The 23174-nt window shown below is 62.8% G+C and carries 20 protein-coding genes, 1 pseudogene and 1 riboswitch; of the genes and pseudogenes, 10 read left to right on the top strand and 11 right to left on the bottom strand.

All coding sequences use genetic code 11. The annotated features are described in order from the left end of the window. Positions 1–69: 69 nt before the first annotated feature. The 9 genes from EDC39_RS13705 to EDC39_RS13665 all read right to left on the bottom strand — a co-directional run bounded on the left by EDC39_RS13705 (position 70) and on the right by EDC39_RS13665 (position 11146). A complete protein-coding gene (locus tag EDC39_RS13705; protein ID WP_187426813.1) occupies positions 70–2004 on the bottom strand; it encodes an ATP-binding response regulator in 1935 nt (644 codons plus the stop codon). Positions 2005–2009: 5 nt separating this feature from the next. Next, positions 2010–3371 (bottom strand): ATP-binding protein, encoded by a 1362-nt coding sequence (locus EDC39_RS13700; protein WP_148896960.1) that lies wholly within the window; start codon positions 3369–3371, stop codon positions 2010–2012. Then, on the bottom strand, positions 3353–4378 hold the full coding sequence (locus EDC39_RS13695) for an ATP-binding SpoIIE family protein phosphatase (protein WP_148896959.1): 1026 nt from the start codon (positions 4376–4378) through the stop codon (positions 3353–3355). Before EDC39_RS13695 ends, EDC39_RS13700 begins: the two co-directional genes overlap by 19 nt. 1 nt (position 4379) lies before the next feature. After that, on the bottom strand, positions 4380–4781 hold the full coding sequence (locus tag EDC39_RS13690) for an anti-sigma regulatory factor (protein ID WP_148896958.1): 402 nt from the start codon (positions 4779–4781) through the stop codon (positions 4380–4382). Further along, positions 4759–5169 carry an STAS domain-containing protein gene (locus EDC39_RS13685; RefSeq protein ID WP_148896957.1) on the bottom strand — a complete coding sequence of 137 codons (411 nt, stop codon included), beginning with the start codon at positions 5167–5169 and terminating at the stop codon, positions 4759–4761. The genes EDC39_RS13690 and EDC39_RS13685 overlap by 23 nt, the downstream gene beginning before the upstream one ends. A gap of 3 nt (positions 5170–5172) precedes the next feature. Next, the gene (locus EDC39_RS13680) at positions 5173–6021 is read right to left on the bottom strand and encodes an STAS domain-containing protein (protein WP_148896956.1); all 849 of its coding nucleotides are present in this window, start codon (positions 6019–6021) and stop codon (positions 5173–5175) included. Between the two features lie 186 nt (positions 6022–6207). Continuing rightward, positions 6208–8571, bottom strand: coding sequence for a two-component system sensor histidine kinase NtrB (locus tag EDC39_RS13675; RefSeq protein WP_148896955.1), 2364 nt, complete (start codon positions 8569–8571; stop codon positions 6208–6210). Then, positions 8568–9782 carry an ABC transporter substrate-binding protein gene (locus EDC39_RS13670; protein ID WP_246140263.1) on the bottom strand — a complete coding sequence of 405 codons (1215 nt, stop codon included), beginning with the start codon at positions 9780–9782 and terminating at the stop codon, positions 8568–8570. The genes EDC39_RS13675 and EDC39_RS13670 overlap by 4 nt, the downstream gene beginning before the upstream one ends. After that, on the bottom strand, positions 9779–11146 hold the full coding sequence (locus tag EDC39_RS13665) for a sigma-54-dependent transcriptional regulator (RefSeq protein WP_148897002.1): 1368 nt from the start codon (positions 11144–11146) through the stop codon (positions 9779–9781). Before EDC39_RS13665 ends, EDC39_RS13670 begins: the two co-directional genes overlap by 4 nt. Positions 11147–11453: 307 nt before the next feature. Here EDC39_RS13665 and fdnG point away from each other — a divergent pair, with 307 nt between their 5' ends. The 9 genes from fdnG (at position 11454) to EDC39_RS13620 (ending at position 21413) form a co-directional block, all read left to right on the top strand. Beyond that, a complete protein-coding gene (gene fdnG, locus EDC39_RS13660; protein ID WP_148896954.1) occupies positions 11454–14504 on the top strand; it encodes a formate dehydrogenase-N subunit alpha in 3051 nt (1016 codons plus the stop codon). 13 nt (positions 14505–14517) lie between these two features. Then, positions 14518–15288, top strand: coding sequence for a 4Fe-4S dicluster domain-containing protein (locus EDC39_RS13655; protein WP_148896953.1), 771 nt, complete (start codon positions 14518–14520; stop codon positions 15286–15288). 3 nt (positions 15289–15291) lie between these two features. Further along, positions 15292–15906: a formate dehydrogenase subunit gamma gene (locus EDC39_RS13650; protein WP_148896952.1), complete on the top strand. Its 615-nt coding sequence runs from the start codon at positions 15292–15294 to the stop codon at positions 15904–15906. Positions 15907–15991: 85 nt separating this feature from the next. Then, positions 15992–16846 carry a formate dehydrogenase accessory protein FdhE gene (locus tag EDC39_RS13645; RefSeq protein ID WP_187426812.1) on the top strand — a complete coding sequence of 285 codons (855 nt, stop codon included), beginning with the start codon at positions 15992–15994 and terminating at the stop codon, positions 16844–16846. Between the two features lie 12 nt (positions 16847–16858). Next, positions 16859–17491 (top strand): molybdenum cofactor guanylyltransferase, encoded by a 633-nt coding sequence (gene mobA, locus EDC39_RS13640; protein ID WP_148896950.1) that lies wholly within the window; start codon positions 16859–16861, stop codon positions 17489–17491. Positions 17492–17798: 307 nt separating this feature from the next. Next, positions 17799–17921, top strand: a riboswitch (molybdenum cofactor riboswitch). A 97-nt stretch (positions 17922–18018) separates the two neighbouring features. Then, positions 18019–18816: a substrate-binding domain-containing protein gene (locus EDC39_RS13635; RefSeq protein WP_148896949.1), complete on the top strand. Its 798-nt coding sequence runs from the start codon at positions 18019–18021 to the stop codon at positions 18814–18816. 12 nt (positions 18817–18828) lie between these two features. Then, complete coding sequence (locus tag EDC39_RS13630) at positions 18829–19515, top strand: ABC transporter permease (protein WP_148896948.1); 687 nt, start codon at positions 18829–18831, stop codon at positions 19513–19515. Positions 19516–19518: 3 nt separating this feature from the next. Continuing rightward, the gene (locus tag EDC39_RS13625) at positions 19519–20250 is read left to right on the top strand and encodes an ATP-binding cassette domain-containing protein (RefSeq protein ID WP_148896947.1); all 732 of its coding nucleotides are present in this window, start codon (positions 19519–19521) and stop codon (positions 20248–20250) included. Then, positions 20217–21413 carry a molybdopterin molybdotransferase MoeA gene (locus EDC39_RS13620; protein ID WP_148896946.1) on the top strand — a complete coding sequence of 399 codons (1197 nt, stop codon included), beginning with the start codon at positions 20217–20219 and terminating at the stop codon, positions 21411–21413. The genes EDC39_RS13625 and EDC39_RS13620 overlap by 34 nt, the downstream gene beginning before the upstream one ends. A gap of 45 nt (positions 21414–21458) precedes the next feature. Here the strand turns inward: EDC39_RS13620 and EDC39_RS13615 are convergent, their stop codons facing one another. Continuing rightward, positions 21459–21863 (bottom strand): acyl-CoA thioesterase, encoded by a 405-nt coding sequence (locus EDC39_RS13615; protein ID WP_246140262.1) that lies wholly within the window; start codon positions 21861–21863, stop codon positions 21459–21461. A gap of 2 nt (positions 21864–21865) precedes the next feature. Further along, positions 21866–22297 (bottom strand): helix-turn-helix domain-containing protein, encoded by a 432-nt coding sequence (locus EDC39_RS13610; protein WP_246140261.1) that lies wholly within the window; start codon positions 22295–22297, stop codon positions 21866–21868. Between the two features lie 254 nt (positions 22298–22551). Between EDC39_RS13610 and EDC39_RS13605 the strand changes: the two are divergent. Continuing rightward, positions 22552–23174 (top strand): annotated as a pseudogene (locus tag EDC39_RS13605) (electron transporter); the annotation flags it as partial.

The raw sequence follows: 23174 nt of genomic DNA, 5'->3' as shown, positions 1-23174 counted from the left end.
TTAACCTTCAGGTCGGGCCGATTTCTTACAGCGGTCGCAGCCGGAAACATCTTTCGGACGGCGCAGGCCTCAGCGCATTCGCGGCTGGTCGAGAACGGCGCGGATTTGGCGCAGCAGGCGTTCGCGGGTAAAGGGTTTGAGCAGCAGTTCGTCGTAGGCGACGGCCATCTGCTCGAAAACTTCCTGGTCGGCGTAACCGGACATCAGGATCACCTTCAGCCCGGGATGATCGGCCACCAGCCGACCGGCCAGTTCCGGGCCGGTCATTTTCGGCATGACCACATCGGTCAACAGTAGTGAGAGCTCCCTGTTTCCGGCAGCCAGGATTTCCGCCTCCGCAGGCGAATTGGCGGTCAGAACCCGATAGCCCGCCTCTTCCAGCAGCAGCCGTGCGGCGGTCAGAACCTGCAGCTCGTCGTCGACCACCAGCAGGGTTTCGTTGCCGCGCAGATCTTCGGGCGCCGGATGATCCTGCAGGGGACTGTCGGCTTCGTGGGAAACGGCAGGCAGACAGATGGTGAAGCAGCTTCCCCGACCCGGTTCGCTCTCGACCTCGATGCTTCCCCGGTTTTGCCGGACGATGCCGTAGACCGTCGCCAGTCCCAGTCCCGAGCCGCGGCCGCCTTCCTTGGTGGTGAAGAAAGGATCGAAAATCTTCTTGCGGGTGGCTTCGTCCATGCCAATGCCATTGTCGCGCACCGACAGCAGCAGCCAGCCGGAGGTGTCCTCGCCGTCGGTCTCCTGCCGACGAAAGGCCGTGCCGACCTCGATAACGCCGTGATAACCCGGCGCCATCTTCTCCTGGATGGCGTCACGGGCGTTGATAACCAGGTTGAGCAGAATCTGGTCGAGCTGGGCGGGATCGAAGCGCAGAAGTGGCAGGCTCCTGTCGCGGCTGAACCGCAGCTCGATGTCTTCGCGGACCAGCCGGCGGAGCATGAGCAGGGACTTGTCCACCCTCTGGTTCAGGTCGAACAGCTTCGGCCGGGTGATATGGCGGCGGGCGAAGGTGAGCAGTTGCTGGGTGATCTCCGCCGAACGTTCCGCCGCCAACAGAATTTGTTTCATGATCGGCATCAGCGGATGATCCGCCTCCAGCCGCTGGCAGCAGAGCTGGGAAAGGGAGAGGATGACGCTGAGCAGGTTGTTGAAATCGTGCGCGACGCCACCGGCAAGCTTGCCGACCGCCTCCAGCTTTTCCGTCTGACGCAACCGTTCTTCCAGCAGCCGCTGTTCGGTGATGTCACGGCGCATTTCGATCACTCCGGTCAGCTTCCCAGTGGCGTCCCGGGTTGGAAAGCAGCGCAGCTCCCAGATGCGTCCCTGGTTGTCGGAAAGGATTTCCATCGCTTCCTGGCCGGTCTGCATTGTCTTTCGTCCCGGGCACTTGTTGTGGGCGGCGCTACACTCGGGAAAGACCTGGTAACAACGACGGCCGACCAGTTGTTCGGCGGCAAGGTCCATCCGCTTTTCGACTTCGCCGTTGACCCAGGAAATGACAAACTCCTGAGAGATGGAACAGAGCATGTCGGGCAGGGCGTCGAGCAGTTGGCGGAATTCGTTCGACAGGGTGCGGTAGCGCTCCTCGTTCTCCCGGGCCTTGCGCATGGCAACTTTTGTTCTGAGCAGGGCCTGGATGGTCGCCCGCAGCACCGCCGGTTCGACCGGCTGGGCCAGATAGGCATCGGCCCCGAGCTCCAGTCCTTTCACCCGGTCATGATCGTCAACGGCGGCGGCGCTCAAGTGCACCACCGGCAATTCGGCGGTTCGTGGATGGTTCTTCAGCTGTTGGCAGACCCATCGTCCATCCATGTCGGGAAGCTTGACGTCGAGGACGACAAGATCGAATTCCTCGTTCATGGCACGTTCCAGGGCCTGCTGACCGGTGGTTGCCTCTTCGACGATATAACCGCCCTGCTGCAATTGTCTGGCGGTGGTGTAGCGGCCGAATTCATTGTCGTCGACCAGCAGAATCCTTGCTGGTTTTGCGCCTGTTGAAGTCATTGAGGTCATGGCGCCTCCCTGTCGGAAAGTTTCTGCAGCCGTCGGGGAATGTGCAGGGTGAAGCAGGAGCCCCGGCCGGGAGTGCTTTCAACGGTGAGATCGCCGCCGAGGGCGCGGGCGAGCTTGCGTGACAGCGGCAGCCCGAGGCCGGTCCCCTTGACCTGCTCTTGCAACCGGTGGTCAATCTGGGTGTATTCTTCGAAAATCCGTTCCCGGTCCTCAAGCGCGATGCCGATACCGGTGTCGACAACTTGAAAGCTGACCTGGTCCAACCACCGGTCGTAGGTGGCCCTGACTCTGACTTCACCTCGTTCGGTGAATTTGAGGGCGTTGGAGACCAGGTTGCGCAGAATCTGCGCCAGTTTGCCCCCGTCCGTTTCCAGCAGCGGAAAGTCGTCGCTGACATCTTCCACCACCAATTCCACCTGCCGCTGCTTTTCGTTCAGAGTCGGCTTGAGCATGCCGCGCAGGGTGCTGAGCAGCTGCCCGGCACTGCAGGGCGTAACCCGCAGCGTCATTTTTCCGGCTTCGATCCGGGCCAGATCGAGCAGGTCATTGACCATATCGGCCAGGTTTTTCGCGGCGAGATGGATGTAGCCAAGCTGTTTGCGCTGCTCATGGTTCAGTTCTCCGTCGGCGCCGTCGAGCAGCAGCTGCGCCAAGCCGAGTATGGCGTTGAGCGGGGTGCGGAATTCATGGCTGAGGTGTGAGATGAACTGGGCTTGCAGCCGGTTGACCTGTTGCAGATGATCGGCCTTCTCTTCCAGCTCCCGGCTCAGGGCGACAATGCCGCGGTTGGTGTCGGTCAGCTCGCGGTTGAGTTGCTCCAGCTCCTGCTGTTTTTGCCGCAGGCTGGCCATCGCAGTCAGAAGTTCCTGGTTCTGGCGCTGGATTTCTTCGTAGGGGCTTTGCGGATGCTGCTGGCACAGGCGGCGGACCAGGTCCTGGATGAGACCGGGTGCAGGAGCGTTTTGTCCGGCCGGCAGGGCCTTGCCGACCAGTATGCGGGTTCCGTCACGGCCGGTCGTCAGTTCGAAGAGGTCCATGATGCGGCGGACGCCTGTCAGCCCCCGGCCTCTACTTTGAGGATTGCCGGCTGGGGGAGGTGGTGCATCTGGCGAACGGCTGAAGCCGGGCCCCTGGTCGTTGACTTCGATCAGCAGATGGCGGTGGTCGGCGGCGAAGCGGACGCTGCCGCCGCCGGCATGGCGGAAGGCGTTGCGGGCCAATTCCGACACCGCCGTGGCGATGCGTGAGGTGTCCTGGCGGTCGAATCCGAGGCCGTCGGCGATGACCACCGCCCGCTGTCGGGCCAGAACCACATCCTGTTCGTAGGCGATACGCAGGGTCAGAATGTGTTGCTGCATGGCTCGCTCCGTCTGATCACCAGAACCGCGACATCGTCGGCGCCGCGGCGGTAATCGCGGCAGAGGACGGCCGCCGTCAGCAGGGGATGCCGTTCGAACAGGTCGGGCGTGGCGGCCGGATCCCAACGGGACGTCAGGCCGTCGCTGTGCATGATCAGCAGGTCGCCGGCCTCGAAAGCGGTTTCGCAGGGGCGCAGGTCGGCGAGGATGTGGCCGGCGATGCCCTGCCGGGAGAGCAGATGATGCCACTGCCCCCGGTGCCGGTAGCGGACGGCGATGTTGCCGAGACCGACATGTATCAGCCGGTTGCGGTCGGGATCGATCTCGATCAGGGCGACCGCCCCGCCACGGGTCGGTCGCAGGGCTTCGTGAATACGTTCGAGCCGGCTGACGACCGGCTCGTCCCGGGCCTGCAGGAAGGCGGCGGCCGCCGTTTCCGCCGCCTCGAGGGCCCGGGCGCCGTGGCCGAGACCGTCGCAGAGAAGGCTGCAGAGCCGCCCGTTCCCCTGGTCGATGACCCAGATGTCACCACAGACCGTCTCGTTGCTGGCCGGCAGCCGGAAGGCGCCGGTTGCAAAAGGGGAGACTGCCTGATTTGGCCGCGGCCGGCTCCAGATGCGGCAGATGACGGCGGTGCCGCGACAGGGCCGGGCATCGATGTCGAACAGGTCGGACAGCCGTTGCACCGCGCCGAGACCGTTGCCGCAGGTGCCGGCGGTGGAATATCCGTCCTGCAGGCTGCGTTCGACATTGCTCATGCCGGTGCCGTGGTCGAGGGCGACAATTTCGATGCCGGGGATGGCCGCTTCGGCGATTTGCCGCAGGATCACCTGCCCGCCGCTGCCAGCATGACGGACGATGTTGCTTCCCAGTTCGGTGCAGACGATCGCCACCCGTCCCAGAGATTCCTCGTCGAAACCGGCCGCCCGACAGAAGGCCGTCGCCCGGCGGCGCAGCTCGCCGACGTCGGCGTCGTGGCGAATGTCGCAGAGTATCTGGTCGCGCATGTCAAACCGTCCAGCCGATGATGGTGACACGGGTTCCCTGGCCGGGCATTGACTGAATGATGAACTCGTTGGCCAGTCGCCGGGCGGCGCCGAGACCGAAGCCGAGGCCACCCGCGGTGGTGTAGCCGTCGGTCATGGCCTGCTTGATATCGGCGATGCCCGGACCCTGATCGACAAATTCCATCTTCAGTCCCCGGCGTCCGGAACGTTCCAGCACGTCGAGATGGACCTGGCCGCCACCGCCGTGCATCAGCACATTGCGTCCCAGTTCACTGGCGGCGGTCACCAGTTTGGTTTGGGCGACCAGGCGGAAGCCGAGCTGAATCAGCATTTCCCGGCAGGTCTTGCGCAACAGGACCAGGTCCGCTTCCTGTCGCAGTTCAATCGTCTTGCGGCCGGTCATGACCCAGCGTCTTTCGCTCGAGGCCCGGAACGTTGGCCAGCTGTTTCTGCAGCAGGTCCATGCCCATCTCGACGTTGAGAGCGGTGAGAACGCCTTCGAGCCGCAGGCCCAATTCCACCAGGGTGATCGCCACGGCTGCCTGCATGCCGACGACGACGGTGACCGCGTCGAGCAGCCGGGCGGTGGCGGCGATCTCTCCCAGAACCCGGCCGATGAAGGAATCGACCACGTCGAGGCAGGAGATGTCGATCAGCACCCCCCTGGCGCCGGTTTCGACAATGCGCCTGCTCAGCTCGTCCTGAAGGTCGAGGGCCACCTGGTCGGCCATGTCGATCTGGATGCTGACCAGCAGACAGTTGCCGACCTTGAGGATGGGGATTTTTTCCATGCCTCACTCCAGCTCGCGCTTGCGGACGGTCAGCCCGCGCAGGGCAAAGGCATGGGCAAGGGCTTCGGCCAGGGTAGCCTTGGTGGTCACGTCCTGGAAGCCGACTCCGAGATGGACCATGGTCTGGGCAATCTGCGGTCGGATGCCGCTGATCAGGCATTCGGCTCCCATCAGGCGCGCCGCGGCGACGGTCTTGAGAATGTGCTGGGCCACCATGGTATCGACGGTGGGCACGCCGGTGATGTCGAGGATGGCCACCGTGGAGGAGGTGGCGACAATCATGTCGAGCAACGATTCCATGATGCTCTGGGTGCGGGCGCTGTCGAGGGTGCCGATGAGAGGCAGGGCAAGGATGCCGTCCCAGATTTTGACTGTCGGGGTGGAAAGCTCCATCATTTCAGCCTGTTGCTGACGAATGAGCTTTTCCTTGATGTCGACCAGCCGGGTGACGGCGTGCATGCCGAGCCGATCGAGAAGGTCGGAGCTGGCCTGGATCAGGTCGAGAATGTCGGCGGGGCTGCCTTCCAGGTGTTCGGACAGCAGCCTGAACAGAGGTTTTTTCAGGGTAAAGATGGAGGCGGTGATCTGCTCGGCGGAGAAGCCGCGCTCGATGCGGTCGTTGGTCAGACGCTCAAGAAAGAGGAGCGTCTGGCCGAGGGACGGGACGTCTTCTCCGGCGGCCAGATCGGCTTCGAAGACGTTGAAGAAATCTTCGGCGTCGCGTTGCAGGTCGCTTTGCGAAATCAGATGTTTCTGGTTGGCGATGGCGTCCTGTTGCAGGGCGATCCAGTCATTGATGAGCTGGCCTCTGTGCTTCTGAACCAGTGACGCCAGACGTTTCAATGCAGCCATGGACACCTCCTGTTCATAAGTTCAAATACGGCAGGGCAAGTGACCGTCCCGCGATTGTGGCAGACATTCCTGGTATGACGGGACGAAACAATAATCTAAAATTAATGCCAAACACTGAAAAATCAAGCCGGAGATGATCAAAGTCAGTATTTGCTGAAGCGGTTGTGAAACGGGTTGCCCGGCTGATCAGCTGTCCCGGATTGGCCGGGGGAGACTGACGGTAAAGCAGCTGCCCCGGCCCGGTTCGCTTTGCAGGACAATCCTGCCGCCGTGGGCCTGGACGATGCCGTAGGAGACGGACAGCCCGAGACCGGTGCCATCGGTCTTGGTGGTAAAGAAGGGATGGAAAATCTGTTTCCGGATCTCGGCGGGGATGCCGGGCCCGGTGTCGAGGATCCGCACCCGTGTTTCCCGGTGGTCATGTTCGCAGGTGATGGTCAGGCGGCCGCCGCCGGGCATGGCCTGGAGGCCGTTGACGATGATGTTGGTGAAGACCTGGCGCAGGCGTTCCCTGTCGCCCCGGCAGGGGGGAAGGTCCGGGGCGGGAGAGAGCTGCAGGTCGATGTTTTCTGTCGGGACCTGGTGGCTGACCTGGTCCAGGATCTCCGCAAGCAGGGAGGGAAGGTCGAAGTTGCTGAGCGCAAGATTCTGTTTGCGGGCGAAGGCCAGCAGGTTTCCTGTGATGAGGGATATCCTTTCCACCTGCCTGAGGATTTCTCCTGTTTCGTCCAGGGTTTCCCTGTCGCCCGACAGCCGGGCCCGCAGGATTTCGACATTGCCGCGAATGATGGCCGTCGGATTGTTGATCTCGTGGGCGACCCCGGCGGCGAGAGAACCGATGGCGGCGAGTTTTTCAGCGTGGGCCAGCTCCTCCTTGGCCGCAATCAGCTGGCGGCTCTTCTCCTCAAGTTCCAGGGTTCGTTCCACCACCTTCCGTTCCAGATCCCGGTTCAGTTCCGCCAGAGCCTTCTCCTGTTCGGCTAGGCGGTCGTAGTAGCGGCGCAGGGTCTGTTCGGCGGCCTTGCGGTCGCTGATGTCCATGAAGGTGATGACGGCGCCCTCGATCTGCCGGTTCTCGTCGAGCATCGGTGTTACGGCACAGGCCACCGGCACGCGACTGTCGTCCCGGCGACGGAAGACGGTCTCGTCACCGCGGTAGCTGTCGCCCTTTTTCAGGGTGTTCCGGATCGGGTCGGCTGCCTGCCTTCCGGATTTTCCGGGCAGGATTTCACTGTAGTGACGGCCCGTCAGGCGCTGGTTGTTCCACCCGAGCATGCGTTCTGCCGACGGGTTGATGAAAACGATCCGTCCTTCGCTGTTGACTCCGAGAACACCCTCGCCAGCCGATGTGAGGATCAGCTCGTTCTGGCGGCGCAGGCTGGTCATGGCAGCGATCTGGTCCTTTGTCATGCGGACGATCAGGAAACCGAGGCCGAGAAAGCCGCCCAGAGTCAGCAGGCTGAGCATGAACAGGTTGAGGGCCCCGTTGGCCAGGCTGTGTTCCGCCTGGCGGGCCAGTTCCTGGTTGCGCTTCTGGGTCAGGCTGGCGAGGGGAGGGTAGAGTGACTCCAGCCGCTGCAGCTCGCGGGTTGCTTCCCGCTGGATCTGTTCCCGTTGTTGCATAAGGTCGAGCTGGCGGGAAACCAGCTGGTAGAGACCACCCTTGCCGGGGAGAATGGTCTGGTATTCCCGGTAGATGGTGTAGCCCCTGCCGAAGAGTGCCTCGTTGATCCTGTCGACCGGGTCGGCCGGCAGTTCTCCGGTGCCGGTCAGGCCGATGGAACGGAGCCGGCGAAGTTCCCGGTCGAGTCGTTCCAGGCTCGGTTTGAGCTGGTTGTCCTTGAGGTCGACAAGCTGGTCCAGCCGGTCTTCACCGGCCAGAATCTCGATCATGCGGGACAGGTCGACCAGCTCGGTATTGACGGCATCAAGGCTGCGCCGCCAGGTCTGGCTGCCGGAGCCGAGCAGTTCTCTCGAGATGAGGTCGGCTGTTGCAGGGTCGGCCTGTCGCCAGCGTCTGATCTTGCGGGCTTCGGCTAGGCGTTGCCGTCCCTCGAAGATTTCCAGGTCGGCCCGCAGCTTCTGCAGCAGGTGCCGGACCTGTCGCAGGCTTTTTCGCTCGTGACTGTCGAGGTAGACCGGCCGGTAGTCGGCACGCCAGGCAACGGCCTGTTGCCAGATGCGGCGCAGGCTGTGGATCTGCTGGCCGAGTTCGTTGTTGACCTTGCCGATGTCGGGAACGCCGGAGGTTTTTTCCAGCTCCTGGCGCAGCTGTTCGAGCTCTCGGTCCGGAAAGGGAACGGTGATGGGACCGAGGTCGAGCTGAAGAAGGCTTCCCAGGGCCGACTGTGCCTGGCGGCTGAGGCGCCGGAGCTGTTCCGCGCCGCGGGTCAGCCGTCGCTCCTGGGCGACCAGGCGCAACCGCTCCTGGTTGAGGTCGTGCAGGGTCCAGCCGATCAGTCCGTTGGTGACGACGCCGACGAACAGGCCGATCATGACCAGCACCCAGACCAGCAGAATGATTTTTCTTCCCGGTTTGAGAGGTTTCATGGTCGGCGTTCCGTGGGCAGGTCGCGAAGGATCTCTTCCCAGCTGGCGGGGACGATGCGTCCGTTTTCAAGCCGGGTCGGCCATACGCGGTGACTGGCCTGGTGTTCGGTCGGGCTGATGTGCAGGGGGATGCCCAGTCCGATGTCGAAGCGGCCGAGTCGTTCAAGTCCGTCGATGACCGAAGAGCGGGTCAGGGGACGGTCGGCCTTTTTCAGTCCGGCCACTAGAATCCGGGCGGCTGCGTAACCTTCCAGGCTGACGAAGCTGGGAGACGCTCCTTCGATTTTCCTGATGTCTTCGCGATAGGCCTGTACCAGCGGGAGGGCGCTTTGCTGCGGATGGGGAACGACCTGGGTTATGACCACGCCATTTCCGGCCTCGCCGAGTTCGCGGGCCAGGGCGGCACTGCCGACGAAGGAAACGTTGAGAAACAGGGCGTCGAGTCCCGCCTGGCGGGCGAGGCGGATGAACTTGGCGCAGGGAGCGTAGGTGCCGACGAGGATGACGGCGCGAGGCGACGGCTCGGCCAACAGCAGATCGGCCAGAGCGTTCTCGACTGCCAGGGTGTTGCGACGGTAACGGACGTGCAGCACCTGCTGATCGTCTTTCAGTCCGTAGCGGCGCAGAGACGCGAAGCCGCCGACATAGCCGGCATCGCCGTAACCGTCGCGCTGGGTGAAGAAGGCGATCCTGGCGGGGGGCACACCGCCTTTTTCGACCAGGGCCTGGACCATGGCATCGATTTCTTCGGCGTAACTGGCCCGCAGGTTGATGACGAAACGCTCGGGAGGGGTGTGGCGCAGAACGCCGGCGCCGGAGAAGGGAGCAAAAAAGAGCGTCTGGTTTTTTCGAATCAGGGGCAGCGCCGCAATAGCCGTCGGGGTGCCGACGTTGCCGATGATCGCCAGCACCCTGTCCTGCTCCAGCAATTTGTGCATGTTGGGGGCGGTTCGCTCGGGTTCATAACCGTCGTCCATGCTGATCAGGCGGAGGCGCCGGCCGTCAATGCCGCCGTTGCGGTTGGCCCGTTCCAGTCCGGCCAGAACGCCGCGTCGCATTTCCACACCGAGTTCGGCGGCCGGCCCGCTCAGGACGGTGGACATGCCGAGCAGGATCTCGTCAGCCGTTCCCTGGGGGGGCGCCGCCAAAAGCGGACGGGCAAACAGCAGTCCACCCAGCAGCAGTCCTGTAACGAATTGCCTCCTTGTCAACGGGGTTTCTCCGGGGCGAGCTGAAAGTCGCGAATTTTCTTGTCGAGGGTCTTGCGGGTGATGCCGAGCAGTTCGGCGGCGCGGCTCTTGTTCCAGCCGGTCTTGTCCAGCGCCCGGCTGATCTGGAGTTTTTCAGCGTCGCGCAGGGTGTAGGATTCGAGGAAGGGCGCTTCCGGAGGCACCTCTGCGTGTCTGATTTTCGCCGGCAACAGGTCGGGAGTCAGGGTGTCGCCGCGCGCCAGGACGACGCTGCGTTCGATGACGTTTTCCAGCTCCCGGACGTTGCCGGGCCAGCCGTAGCGGTGCAGGCAGGTGAGAAACTCCCTGTCGGCCCGTTTGCGCGGTTGCCCCAGCCGTTCGGCGACCTTGGCGAGAAAGTGTTCGACCAGGGGAGGTATGTCTTCCGGGCGACGTCTCAGGGGAGGCAGTTCGAGGGTGATGACGTTGAGCCGGTAATAGAGATCTTCACGGAAACGCCCGGCCGCGACTTCCTCCTCCAGGTTTCTGTTGGTGGCGGCCATGAAGCGGACATCGGCGTGTCTGGGTCGGGTGGAGCCGACCGGCAGATACTCTCCCTGCTGCAGTACCCTCAGCAGCTTGGCTTGCAGTGCCGGACTCAGTTCGCCTATTTCGTCGAGAAACAGGGTGCCTCCCTCGGCCGCGGCCAGCAGACCCTGCCGATTTTGCAGCGCGCCGGTAAAGGCCCCCCTGACATGGCCGAAGAGCTGGCTTTCGAGCAGGGGTTCGGTCAGGGCGGCGCAGTTGATGGCGAGAAAGGGAGCGTTGCTGCGCGGACTGTGCCGATGGACGTCCCTGGCGACGAGTTCCTTGCCGCAGCCGCTTTCCCCCAGGATCAGCAGCGGGGAATCGACACCGGTGACCCGCATGGCGAGATCGTAGATTTCGGCGAAGAGGGCACTTTTGAAAACGACTTCCTGCTGTCCCGATTCCCGGTTCAGCTTCTGTTTCAGGTTGCGGTTTTCTTCCAGCAGTTTCCTGCGCTGCAGTGACTGTTCGATGACGGCGCGCAGCTGTTCCTGGGGAAAGGGTTTGGTCAGGTAGTTCTGGGCGCCGAGTTTCATCGCCTCGACCGCCGACTCGATGCTGCCGTGTCCGGTCATCATGATGACCGGCAGCTCCGGAAGGAGGCTGCGAACCTGGCGCAGTGTTTCCAGCCCGTCCATTTCTGCCATCCTGATGTCCAGCAGCAGCAGATCGGCGGCCGGGCCGTTTCCCCGCAACGCTTGGAGCATGGTCAGCGGGCATTCAAAGGTCTTTACCTCGGCGCCCCAGCCCGCCAGCATCTTTTTCAGATAGCGCAGCATGCCGACTTCGTCGTCGCAGATATAGATCCGTCCGTGCATGTTTCGGTCCATTGTTTTAAAGGGGAGGAAGAGATTTGTGCCTGTATACTTTTTACCCATCAACGGTACCGCATTGGTAAAATATATACAACCTCAGAAGGGGCGTTAAATTTCGCCATGTTGACGAAATGAGGTCTAACTTGCCGATATTGATGAAAACCACGGCCAGAAGAAAAACACTGGTATATAAATTGCGCTTCGTCAGTTCTGCATGCTTTTTGCCGTAATTGTTTTTGAACCTGGTCCCGACCGGTTCCGGAGAGCCGGATTCCGGGGCATGTGTCCAGCGTAGAGGAGGTCAATGATCATGCAACTGAACAGACGAAGCTTTCTGAAGTTTTCAGGCGGAGCGATAGCCGGCTCGGTGCTCGGTGTAGGTCTGAAGGCGGCGGAAGCCGAAGCCCGTCCCCTGGCGATCCAGTATGCCAGGGAAACGACGACCATCTGTCCCTATTGCGCGGTCGGCTGCGGCCTGATCGTTCATGCCCGTGGGGGCGAGGTGATCAACATCGAGGGTGATCCCGATCACCCGATCAACCGCGGTACCCTGTGCAGCAAGGGGGCTTCGATCTATCAGCTGCGTCACAACGAGAAGCGCATCACGGTGCCGATGTACCGCGCCCGGGGAGCGAAGGAGTGGAAAGTGGTTTCCTGGGACTGGGCGCTCGACCAGATCGCCGACCGCATCAAGGCGACCCGGGATGCGACTTTCATGGAGAAAAACACCAGGGGGCAGGTGGTCAACCGTACCGACGCCATCGCCTCGGTCGGCAGTGCCGCCCTCGACAACGAGGAATGTTATCTGCTGCAGAAGCTGCTGCGCAGCTGGGGACTGGTCTACATCGAACACCAGGCTCGAATATGACACTCCGCCACGGTTGCCAGTCTGGCAACCTCGTTCGGTCGCGGTGCCATGACCAATCACTGGATCGATATCCGCAACTCGGATGTCATCCTGGTGATGGGCTCGAATGCTGCAGAAAATCATCCGATTTCCTTCCGTTACGTTCTCGAGGCCAGGGAACGCGGCGCCAAGCTTCTGAGCGTCGATCCGCGCTTCACCCGCACCAGCGCCCGGGCCGATGTCTACGCGCCGTTGCGCAGCGGCACCGACATCGCCTTTCTCGGCGGCATGATCAATTACATCCTGGAAAACGGGCTGTATCACCGGGAGTACCTGCGGCTGCACACCAACGCGACCTTCCTGGTCGATCCGCGTTTCAGGATGCCCGGGGAGCTGGACGGCCTGTTCTCCGGTTACAATGCCGAGACCCGCAGCTACGACAAGTCGACCTGGGGTTTCCAGCGTGACGAGAACGGCGTGCCCCGAACCGACCCGGAGATGGAGGACCCGAACTGTGTCTTCCAGTTGCTGAAGAAGCATTTCTCGCGCTACACCCTCGAGGTCGTTTCCGACATCACCGGCACCCCGGTGAAAAAACTCGAACAGATCTACAGGATCTACGGCTCCACCGGCAGGCCGGGACGGGCGGCGACCATCATGTACGCCATGGGCTGGACCCAGCACACCGTCGGTACCCAGAACATCCGCACCATGGCCATCATCCAGCTGCTGCTCGGCAATATCGGTGTCGCCGGCGGCGGGGTCAACGCCCTGCGTGGCGAATCGAACGTGCAGGGGTCGACCGACCACTGCCTGCTGTTTCACATCCTTCCCGGATACCTGCCGACGCCGAAGGCGAGCCTGAAGGACCTGGCCACCTACATCGCCAAAACGACGCCGACCACCGGCGATCCGCAAAGCGCCAACTGGTGGGGCAACCGCGGCAAGTACATCACCTCGCTGCTGCGGGCGCATTTCGATACCAGCCTGACGGCGGCGGACGAGTTCGGCTACCAGCTGCTGCCGAAGCTGGACGACGGCCAGAACGCCTCCTGGCTGATGCTTTTCGACCGGATGATTCGCGGTCAGATCAAGGGCTTTTTCGCCTGGGGGCAGAATCCGGCCTGTTCTGGCAGTAATGCCAACAAGGTGCGCCGGGCGCTGGCCAGGCTCGACTGGATGGTGGTGGTCAACCTGTTCGACAACGAGACCGCCTCCTTCTGGAAGGGGCCGGGCATGGACCCGGCCAGGATCGACACCGAGGTCTTCTTCCTGCCGGTTGCCGCGTCGTTCGAAAAGGAAGGCAGCGTTACCAACTCGGGTCGCTGGGCGCAATGGCGCTACCAGGCGGTGGAGCCCCTTGGCGACAGCCGTCACGATTCGGAGATAATGAACGAACTCTATTTCCGGGTCCGGCAGCGCTATGCCGCCGAAGGAGGCGCTTTTCCCGACCCGATCCTGAAACTGAGCTGGAATTACGGTTTCAGGATGCCGGACGGCCGGGTGCGCAAGATCGACATCCATGCCGTGGCCAGGGAGATCAACGGCTACTTCCTCCGCGACAAGGTGGTCAAGGGCAAATCCTTCAAGAAGGGAGACCTGGTACCCTCCTTCGCCTATCTGCAGGATGACGGCTCCACCTCGTCGGGCAACTGGCTCTACTGCCAGAGCTACAACGGCAACGGCAACAACATGGCCCGGCGCAGCCACAGGGATCCGAGTGGCATCGGCCTCTACCCCGAGTGGGCCTGGTGCTGGCCGGTCAACCGGCGTATTCTCTACAACCGGGCTTCGGTCAATGCTGACGGGGTGCCGTGGGACAGAAAGCGGCCGGTCATCTGGTGGACCGGTACCCGGTGGGAGGGAGATGTTCCCGATGGCGGCTGGAAACCGCTCTCTCAGCCCGGTTCGAAGAAGTCATTCATCATGCTGCCGGACGGTGTGGCCTCGATTTTCGGCGCCAAGATGAAGGAGGGTCCCTTCCCCGAACACTATGAACCGCTGGAGAGTCCGATCGAAGCGAACCCTCTGTCCGGTACCAGGAACAATCCGGCCATGAAACTGTTTCACGAGGGGAAGGACAGGCTGCCGGAAGACGTCTTTTACACTTCCGACAAGCGCTATCCCTTCGTTGCCACCACCTACCGGGTCACCGAGCACTGGCAGACCGGGGTCATGTCCCGCAATACCCCCTGGCTGCTGGAGATGCAACCGCAGCTGTTCGTCGAATTGAGTCCGGAGCTGGCCAGGGAACGCGGTATAGGAGATGGTGAAAAGGTCAGGGTCAGCTCGGGGCGGGGCAGCGTCGAGGCGATCGCCATCGTCACCAGGCGGTTCCGTCCCTTCAGGATCCGGGGGAAGACCATCCACCAGGTCGGTCTGCCCTGGTGCTTCGGCTGGAGCACGCCGAATGCAGGCGACAGCGCCAACCTGCTGACGCCGACGATCGGCGACGCCAATACCATGATCCCGGAAACCAAGGCGTTCATGGTCAACGTCGAGAAGCTGGGCTAGGGGGGAGGACATCATGAAAAGAAAAGCCTTTTTGGTCGATACCACCCGTTGCACCGCCTGCCGCAGCTGCCAGGTCGCCTGCAAGCAGTGGAACAAGCTCGAGGCCGATTCCACGGTCAACCGGGGAAGCTATGAGAATCCGCCGGATCTGACGCCGATGCTCTACAACCAGATTCACTTCATCGAACAGGACAGGGGAGAAGATCTGCGCTGGCTGTTCATCAACCGGCGCTGCCTGCACTGCGCCGATGCCGGCTGCGTCAAGGTCTGTCCTTCTGCCGGCGCCCTCTATCACACCAGGGAGGGCCTGGTCGCCTACAATCGGGACAAGTGCATCGAGTGCCACTATTGCGTCAACGGCTGTCCCTTCGATGTGCCGCGTTACGATGCGAGACGGAAGGTGACCAAGTGTCATGGCTGCAGCGACCGGGTGCAGAACGGATTGTTGCCGGCTTGCGTCAAGGCCTGTCCCACCAAGACCCTGCAGTTCGGAGACCGGGATCAGCTGATCGCCGAAGCCAGGGCCGCCGGCAAAAAACTCTACGGCGAGAAAGATCTCGGCGGACTCGGGGTGCTCTATGTCCTCGATGACGAGCCGGGAACCTACCGGCTGCCGAAGAATCCGGCCATTCCGGCGTCGATCTTCTTCTGGAAGGACGTCGTCAAACCACTCGGCATCCTCGGTTTCTGGGGCGCCCTTGGCGCCGCCGCCCTGCACTATGTCACCGTCGGGCCGAAGAAGATCGATGCACCGGATGAGCAGCAGCACAAGGGAGGTGAATGAATCATGTCAAACTACGTTGACCGTTTTGATGCCTTTGACCGCATCGTCCACTGGACGCTGGCCGTTTCCTTCATTCTGCTGGTGCTTTCGGGACTTGGACTCTTTGCTCACACCTTCTTTGGCTATTTTGGCCTGTTTGGCGGACCGCAACAGGGAATTATGGCGCACAAGATCGCGGGAGTGGTTTTCCTGGTCTGTTCGGTGCTGCTCTTTCTGCGTCATATGGGTGAGCTCTGCCGTTTCGATGCCGACGACCGGCGCTGGATCGTCAAGATGGGAGGCTACCTCTCCCGCAGGCATGAGGACATTCCCCAAGGCAAATTCAACGCCGGCCAGAAGCTGTTCGGCATCTTTTCCTTCGTTGCGGCTCTGGTCATGGGAATAACCGGCTACGTCATCTGGGAACCGACGGCATTCGGCCGGGAACTGACGCAGTTCTCGCTGATGCTGCACGGGCTCTTCTTTGTTCTCTGGATGGTCGGCATGATCGTTCATGTCTATCTCGCCACCATCGGCAATCCCGGCACGCTCGAAGGGATGCTCTACGGTCAGGTGCGCAAGGCCTGGGCAAGGAAACACGCCAGCAAGTGGTTTCAGAAGGTAGCCGGAAACCGGTGAAAAAACTGCCGCCACGGCTCGCGGGCGGTCGTGGCGGCCCCGCATGATTCGAATCGGGGTGAACGCCAGGTCCCAGGAGATTCAGATGCTAGAAAAACGTCTTCGACGGCTTGAAGAACTGGCTGCCGGCAAACCGGCACTGGCCGATATCTGCCGGTATTATTCCTGTCTCTACCGGTTGTTCTCAGAGGCGGATTCCTTTCTGCGTGTCGAGGTCGATGCCGAACCGGCCGCCCCGCGCCAGCGGCAGGGCTTTCCGCTGCTCCGTGGCGAAATGCTGCAGATCGATGCCGAAACGGCACGAACCTTTTTTGCCTCCCTGCTCCAGGTGATGTGCGAGCACGGCGAACAGGGACGGGACGAACTGCAGGTCCTGCAGGGCGCCCTGCAGGCCGAAAAGCTGAATCTGCCGGTTCTGTTGCGCGCGGCCTTCGACCGGGACCGCAAGCCGGTCACACGTGCTGCAGAGGACGCCGGAGTATCGCCGGCCCTGCTCGAGTACTGCCTGACCACTGCCCTGGGGGCCGCCCTGGAACGGTGCCGCCAGGCCGGGCTGGCGGAAGCGGTTGTCGCTGACTGGGAGCACGGCTATTGCCCGTTTTGCGGCGGTCTGCCGGCCATTGCCGAGCTGCGCGGCGAGGAAGGGAAAAAACTGCTGCAATGCAGTCTCTGCGGCCATCAGTGGTCGTTTCATCGTTTGACCTGCATTCATTGCGGCAACACCGACCACGAGACGCTCGCCTATTTCACCGTCGACGGCGAGCCCGGCTGCAGGGTCGATGTCTGTCGCAGCTGCAGCGGTTACCTGAAGGTGGTCGACAGCCGCCAGAGGGGTGAGGGGCTGCCACTGGAAGTCGAGGATGCCGCCACGCTGCAGCTCGATGTGCTGGCTGCCAGGGAAGGATTCAGTCGCGGCAAGAAGGAAACAACGGGTTGCTGAAGGAGGTGCGGCATGATGGCCGTGAGCGACATCGTTCCCGCGACAACCGGGATTGTCCTGGCCGGTGGCGAGAGCCGGCGCATGGGGAGCGACAAGTCACTGCTGCCGCTGGACGGCGAACGTTTCATCGAACGCATCTTCCGGCTGATGGCGGAGCTTTTCGATGAGGTCCTGATCGTCACCAATGCGCCCGAACTCTATGCCGACATTGCGTGCCGCAAGGTGCCTGACGTCTACCGGGGCCGGGGGGCGCTGGCGGGAATTCACGCCGGTCTGCGTCATGCCCGCAGCCCGCAGATTTTCGTCGTTGCCTGCGACATGCCCTTTCTGCGGCCGGAACTGATTCGCCATATCTGCCGGACGAACCGGTGGGATGTTCACGTTCCACGAACAGCTTCAGGACTGGAGCCGCTGCACGCCTGCTATCGCAAGGCCTGCCTGCCGGCCATGGAAAGGATTCTGCGAAAAGGCGGCCGTCGCATCGTCGATTTCTTTCCGGCGGTCAGGGTGGCGGAAATGTCGCCCGCGGTCTGGCGGCGCCATGACCCGGAGGGGCTCTCCTTTCTCAACGTCAATACGCCACAGGACTATTTTGCCCTGCGCCGGACCGTGCTTGCCGGCAACGACGGCATGGTGGGCCAGTGAGGTTTTTTTCTTCAGCCTGATTCAGGTTCAGGGGCGACAGGCCCGGATTCCTTCCTTTCTTGTTCCCTTTTCAAACACACATGAAAGATAAAGCCCGGAAGGGCTGGGCAGCATCTGTCGCGAGGGATGGCAGACAGGAGCTTCGGTATGGCGGACCGGAGGAGCGATGGAAATCCATATCTACCTGGGTGACGAAAAAAGGGTGCAAAATGAAAAACTACAGGCTATTATGGTAACAAAATACTGTTTTACTGGGGGCTGAGGTTCGTTCGGTCATGAAGGTGGACGCCACCGACCCGGAAAACAGAACCAAGTGAATCTCCGAGCCGTTTCACCTAAAGGGTCTGTGGCCCCAGGGTGGACGGCCAATGGGTACGGCGGGAAACGGCCGTGCCTCCCACGTTTGGAAAGGAGAGCTGGCCGGCGCGACTTTTGGGCGCGGCGGAAGAGGGCCTCTTTCCATGCGGATTGGGGTCTTTTTACTGCCTGAATGCCTGAAGCCACGACCCGCCGAAAGGAGAGATGGGATGAAAATCTGGCTGCAGACCATGCTGCTTCTGATTGTTTTTCTGGCCGTGCCCGCCTTTGCCGTCGAGCATCTGCGTCTGGCGACCACCACTTCGACCGAGAATTCCGGTCTGCTGGCCGTTTTGCTGCCACCGTTCGAGCAGGCCAACAACTGCCGGGTCGACGTCATCGCCGTCGGCACCGGCAAGGCCCTCAAGCTTGGCGAGACCGGGGATGTCGACGTGGTCCTGGTGCATGCCCGCAGCAAGGAAGACAAGTTCGTCGCCGCCGGTTACGGCGTCGACCGGCGCGACGTGATGTACAACGATTTCGTCATTCTCGGGCCGAAGGACGATCCGGCCGGCATCGCCGGACTCGCGGATGCCGCAATGGCCATGCGCCGGATCGCCCGGGCGAAGGCGACCTTCGTCTCGCGCGGCGACGATTCCGGCACCCATACCCGGGAGAAGCAGCTCTGGCAGGCCGCCGGTGTCGTGCCGAGGGGCGACTGGTACCTGGAGGCCGGTCGCGGCATGGGTGAGGTGCTCACCATGGCCGATGAGCGGCAGGGCTACACGCTCAGCGACCGTGGCACCTTCCTTGCCTACCGGGGCAAGATCGAGCTTGCGGTTCTGGTCGAGGGGGACCGGCGCCTGTTCAATCCCTATGGTGTCATCATGGTCAACCCGGCCCGACATCCGCACGTCAAGGTCGAGCTGGCGCGGAAATTCATGGATTTTCTGACCTCGGCCGAGGGTCGGAAGCTGATCACCGGCTACCGGCGCAACGGCGAACAGCTCTTTTACGTCGCCGACTGACGGGAGTCGCCCTTGGGTTATCTGTCCGAATCGCTGGGAACCGCCTTCGGTCTGATCGTCCAGCTTGACCGGGAGGTTCTGGGCGCCGTCAGGGTGTCGCTGTCGACGTCCCTGGTCGCCACCCTGGTCTCGACGGCCTTGGGAGTGCCGATCGGCGCGGCGGTCGGTCTGGGCCGTTTTCCCGGCCGGCGGGCCGTGCTGACCCTGCTGAACACCCTGATGGCGCTGCCGACGGTGGTGGTCGGGCTGCTGCTCTTCGGGCTGCTGAGCCGCCAGGGACCGCTGGGCGACTTCGGGCTGCTCTTCACCCCCTGGGCGATGATCATGGGGCAGACGGTCCTGGCGACGCCGATCGTGGCCAATTACACCCTGTCGGCGGTGGCCGGAGCCGATCCGCGTATTCTACCCACCGCCCTGACCCTGGGCGCGAGCCGGCTGCGCGGCGTCTGGCAGCTGCTGCTGGAGGTGCGTTTCGGCGTGATGGCGGCCGTTGTTGCCGGGTTCGGCCGGGTTGTTGCCGAGGTCGGCGTGGCGATGATGCTGGGCGGCAACATCCGCGGCTATACCCGCACCATGACCACCGCCATCGCCCTGGAGACCAGCAAGGGAGAATTCGCTTTCGGCCTGGCCCTGGGACTGCTGCTGCTGAGCGTGGCCCTGGTGGTCAACCTGTTTCTCAACACGATGCAGCAGAGGTGAGCGATGGAACAGCTCGTCGAGATCCGCGACCTTCTCTTCAGCCGGGAGAATTTTATCCTGCGTGTCGACCGGCTCGAGCTGCAGCGCGGAAGACTCTACCTGCTGACCGGACCCAACGGCGCCGGCAAGAGCACCCTGTTGCGGCTGCTGGCTCAGCTGCTGACTCCGGATCGGGGCGAGATCCGTTTTCAGGGCCGACTGGTCGCCAGCGAAAGGGATCGCCAGCAGCTGCGCCGCCAGATCACCCTGGTGGAACAGACCCCGTTTCTTTTCGCCGGCACGGTCGGCCACAACCTGGCGTTCGGCCTGCGGCTCAGGGGAATTAGGGGCCGTCGGCTGCGGCAGCTTGTCACCGGGGCGCTGGCGGCCGTGGATCTGGTGGGGTTCGAGGAGCGGCGGACCGACAGCCTTTCCGGCGGCGAAGCCCAGCGGGTGGCACTGGCGCGGGCGCTGGTTCTTGAGCCGAAGCTGCTGCTGCTCGACGAGGCGACTGCCAGTCTCGATGCCGAGGTGTTGCCGTTGTTCGAGGGGCTGGTCGCCCGGCTGCTCGCCGAGGGGGTGACGGTGGTTCTTTCCAGTCACGATCGGGAATCGCCGCGCCGGCTCGATGCGCGCCACCTGGTCATGGACGGCGGAATTCTTCACCAGGTCGACAGGCCGTTTCCGGCTCTGTCCAGGAAATCAGAAACGGAGCAGAAAAGATGCCACGTTCCTTTGAAAGCGCACGGGAGCTGATTCTCGACAATGTCCGGCCGTTGCCGGTCGAACAGGTTTCTCTTGCCGAAGCGGTCGGGCGTATTCTTGCCGAGCCGGTTTGCGCCCCCTGGGATTTGCCGATGTGGGACAATTCGGCGATGGACGGGTTCGCCGTTCGCTGTGCCGACGCCGTGGCTGGCGCCGAACTGCCGGTTGTTGCCACCATTGCCGCCGGCGCCAGCGGCGTCGGGGTCGAGGTCCGGCCGGGAACCGCCGTCCGGATTCTCACCGGGGCGCCGACTCCGGCCGGCTGCGACGCCGTGGTCCCCTACGAGGCGACCGAAATGGTCGCCCCGGAGCGGGTGCGCATTCTCGAGCCGCCCCAAGTCGGGGACCATATCCGCCTGCGCGGTGAGGACATCCGGGCCGACAGCGAGGTGCTGCACGCCGGCACCTGTCTGCGGCCGGCCGAAATCAACCTTCTCGCCTCTCTGGGTCTGACCGGGGTCCGTGTTCACCGGCGGCCGCGGGTGGCGATCGTCTCCACCGGCGACGAGCTGGTTGAGCCGGGAACCGTGCCCGGTCCGGGGCAAATCGTCAACAGCAACGGGCTGGCTCTGGCCGCAGCCGTACAGCAGGCCGGTGGCGAGCCGCTGCTGCTCGGCATCGCTGCCGACGATCGTGACAGTTTGCGGCGGAGGCTGGCCGAGGGGCTGGAGGCCGATGTGCTGATCAGCTCGGCCGGGGTTTCCGCCGGCGACCGGGACCTGGTGCGGGTGGTGCTCGAGGAGCTGGGGGTGCGTCAGCTGTTCTGGAAGATCGACGTCAAGCCGGGACGCCCGACCGCCTTCGGTTTGCGCGACGGCAAGCCGGTCTTTTCCCTGCCGGGTAACCCGGTTTCGGCGCTGCTCACCTTCGAGGAGTTCGTGCGTCCGGCCCTGCGGCGCATGCAGGGAGATGCGCAGCCGATGCGGCCGATGCGGCATGCCACCCTGGCCGGGCCGGTGGTAAAGAAGCCGGGGCGCACCCTGCTGCTGCGGGTCGTGCTGCGGCAGGAAGGGGATCGGCTGCTGGCGGAGAGTTCCGGCGACCAGAACACCGGCATCACCAGCACCCTGCTGCGCGCCAACGGCATCGCCATCCTGCCCGCCGAACGCGGCGCGTTCGAGGCGGGAGAGCAGGTGCCGGTGCATGAGATCTGATTCTCGGCAAGGCGAAAGGGAGGGGCCGCCGGGATTGCCGGAGGTTCAGTCCTGCGGAGTCAGGGCCGTCAGCGCGTTGCGGAAGTCGTCCGGCAGGGCGGTGGGCGTGCCGGCCTTCTGGTCGAAGCAGACCATGACCGTGCCGGCTCTGGCGAAGACCTTGTCGTTGCCGTCGTGCATCCGGTAGCCGAGGGTGAAGCTGCGGCGTCCGACCTTGTCCGCCCAGACGTCGATCAGCACCCGGTCGTCCAGTCCGATTGGCTGCAGGTAGCGGCAGGTCGCTTCGGCGACCAGAAAGAGGATGCCGCTGCGCATCAGTTCGGCGAAACGGTCGCGGAAGAACTTGACCCGCGCCGTTTCCAGGTAGGTGAAGAAGGTGGCGTTGTTGACGTGCCCGTAGGCGTCGAGATCGGAGAAGCGGATTTCGATTTCGGTGCTCAGCTGCGACATGGTCATTGCTCCGGCTGGGCATCGCCGTTGAGAATGTCGAGAATGCGCTGGCGGTAGGCGACGATCTCCTGGCGCAGGGAGGAGAGGTTGGCGATTTTCTGGTCGACTTTGCCGATATGATGGTCGAGGATCTCCAGCAGCCGGGGAGTGATCTTGGTGAAGTCTCGGTTGCTGGTGTCGAAGTTGTCGGCCAGCTCCTGCATCTCCCGCAGGGTGATGCCGAGCTCCTTCAGCTTGAGGATGAACTTGAGCCGCAGTACGTCTTCTTTCTGGTAGGTGCGGGTGCCGCCGCCCAGCCGCTCGGTCGAACCCATCAGGCCGATCTCTTCATAATAGCGGATGGTGCGGGTGGTGATGCCGAGCCTCTTGGCCAGCTCGCCGATCTGTACGGGATAGGTGATCTTGTCCATGCCGGAATGACCTTTACGTAACATTTGGCACTTCTGTTAACAGATGCGCCCCTCGGTTGTCAATGCAAAACGTCTGAAATGGCCGGATAAATACAGGGTTTTGCGCCTGTGCCGGGAAGGGTAAAAAGATGTTATATTTCTGCTTGACCTTTACGTAAACATGATGATACTGTGCCCCCGAACCGGTTGCGTCCGGATGGGCGGCCGCCTTTCGCCCTTTGCCGGGCGTTGTGGAGACGGCGGTCGGCAGGGGTAAAAACCCGGAAAGGATGGAGCTGATGGAACTGACCCGTGAGATCTACTGGAATGTCGGTCATTCGGTACTGATCCCCATGTATCTGCTGGTGGCGGCGGCCATCGGCGTGCTGGTCTGGGGTATCCGCAAGCGGCTGGCCACCTACCGCCTCGGCCAGCCCCTCGACCGGTTCGACCGGCGCGAAGAGCGGTTTGCCGGCGTGCTGCGCGATGTCTTCCTGCAGGCCCGGGTGCTGCGCGTCAAGGGAGCGGGGACGGCCCATGGTCTCTTCTTCTTCGGATTCGTGCTGCTGACCATCGGTACCACCCTGGTCTTTCTGCAGGCCGACATTCTGCAGCCGTTGTTCGGCGTCCGCTTTCTCAAGGGCGGGTTCTATCTGCTCTTTTCCGTCGTGCTCGACCTGGCCGGACTGGTCGGCCTGGTCATGCTGGTCGGGCTGGCGGTGCGACGTTATCTCGTACGGCCCAAGGATCTGCCCACCGTCGCCGACAACGCCCTGATGCTGATCCTTTTGCTGCTGATTTTCGTGACCGGCTTTCTGCTCGAAGGAGCGCGCATGGCCGCCACCGAGCTCGGCACCTCCCTCTCCTGGTGGTCGCCGGCCGGTCTGCTGTGCGCCCAGCTTTTCGCCGGCATGGAAGAGTC

This window comes from Geothermobacter ehrlichii (assembly GCF_008124615.1).
GTDB classification, from domain to species: domain Bacteria; phylum Desulfobacterota; class Desulfuromonadia; order Desulfuromonadales; family Geothermobacteraceae; genus Geothermobacter; species Geothermobacter ehrlichii.
This window is presented reverse-complemented; position numbering and strand designations above follow the sequence as displayed.

Coding starts and splice junctions, on each gene's coding strand:
- EDC39_RS13685 (WP_148896957.1), bottom strand. CDS start 5,169: ATGGAAAAAATCCCCATCCTCAAGGTCGGCAACTGTCTGCTGGTCAGC.
- mobA (WP_148896950.1), top strand. CDS start 16,859: ATGATGGCCGTGAGCGACATCGTTCCCGCGACAACCGGGATTGTCCTG.
- EDC39_RS13695 (WP_148896959.1), bottom strand. CDS start 4,378: ATGCGCGACCAGATACTCTGCGACATTCGCCACGACGCCGACGTCGGC.
- EDC39_RS13620 (WP_148896946.1), top strand. CDS start 20,217: ATGCCACGTTCCTTTGAAAGCGCACGGGAGCTGATTCTCGACAATGTC.
- EDC39_RS13635 (WP_148896949.1), top strand. CDS start 18,019: ATGAAAATCTGGCTGCAGACCATGCTGCTTCTGATTGTTTTTCTGGCC.
- EDC39_RS13655 (WP_148896953.1), top strand. CDS start 14,518: ATGAAAAGAAAAGCCTTTTTGGTCGATACCACCCGTTGCACCGCCTGC.
- EDC39_RS13675 (WP_148896955.1), bottom strand. CDS start 8,571: ATGAAACCTCTCAAACCGGGAAGAAAAATCATTCTGCTGGTCTGGGTG.
- EDC39_RS13650 (WP_148896952.1), top strand. CDS start 15,292: ATGTCAAACTACGTTGACCGTTTTGATGCCTTTGACCGCATCGTCCAC.
- EDC39_RS13615 (WP_246140262.1), bottom strand. CDS start 21,863: ATGTCGCAGCTGAGCACCGAAATCGAAATCCGCTTCTCCGATCTCGAC.
- EDC39_RS13665 (WP_148897002.1), bottom strand. CDS start 11,146: ATGCACGGACGGATCTATATCTGCGACGACGAAGTCGGCATGCTGCGC.
- EDC39_RS13645 (WP_187426812.1), top strand. CDS start 15,992: ATGCTAGAAAAACGTCTTCGACGGCTTGAAGAACTGGCTGCCGGCAAA.
- EDC39_RS13680 (WP_148896956.1), bottom strand. CDS start 6,021: ATGGCTGCATTGAAACGTCTGGCGTCACTGGTTCAGAAGCACAGAGGC.
- EDC39_RS13625 (WP_148896947.1), top strand. CDS start 19,519: ATGGAACAGCTCGTCGAGATCCGCGACCTTCTCTTCAGCCGGGAGAAT.
- EDC39_RS13700 (WP_148896960.1), bottom strand. CDS start 3,371: ATGCAGCAACACATTCTGACCCTGCGTATCGCCTACGAACAGGATGTG.
- EDC39_RS13610 (WP_246140261.1), bottom strand. CDS start 22,297: ATGTTACGTAAAGGTCATTCCGGCATGGACAAGATCACCTATCCCGTA.
- EDC39_RS13705 (WP_187426813.1), bottom strand. CDS start 2,004: ATGACTTCAACAGGCGCAAAACCAGCAAGGATTCTGCTGGTCGACGAC.
- EDC39_RS13690 (WP_148896958.1), bottom strand. CDS start 4,781: ATGACCGGCCGCAAGACGATTGAACTGCGACAGGAAGCGGACCTGGTC.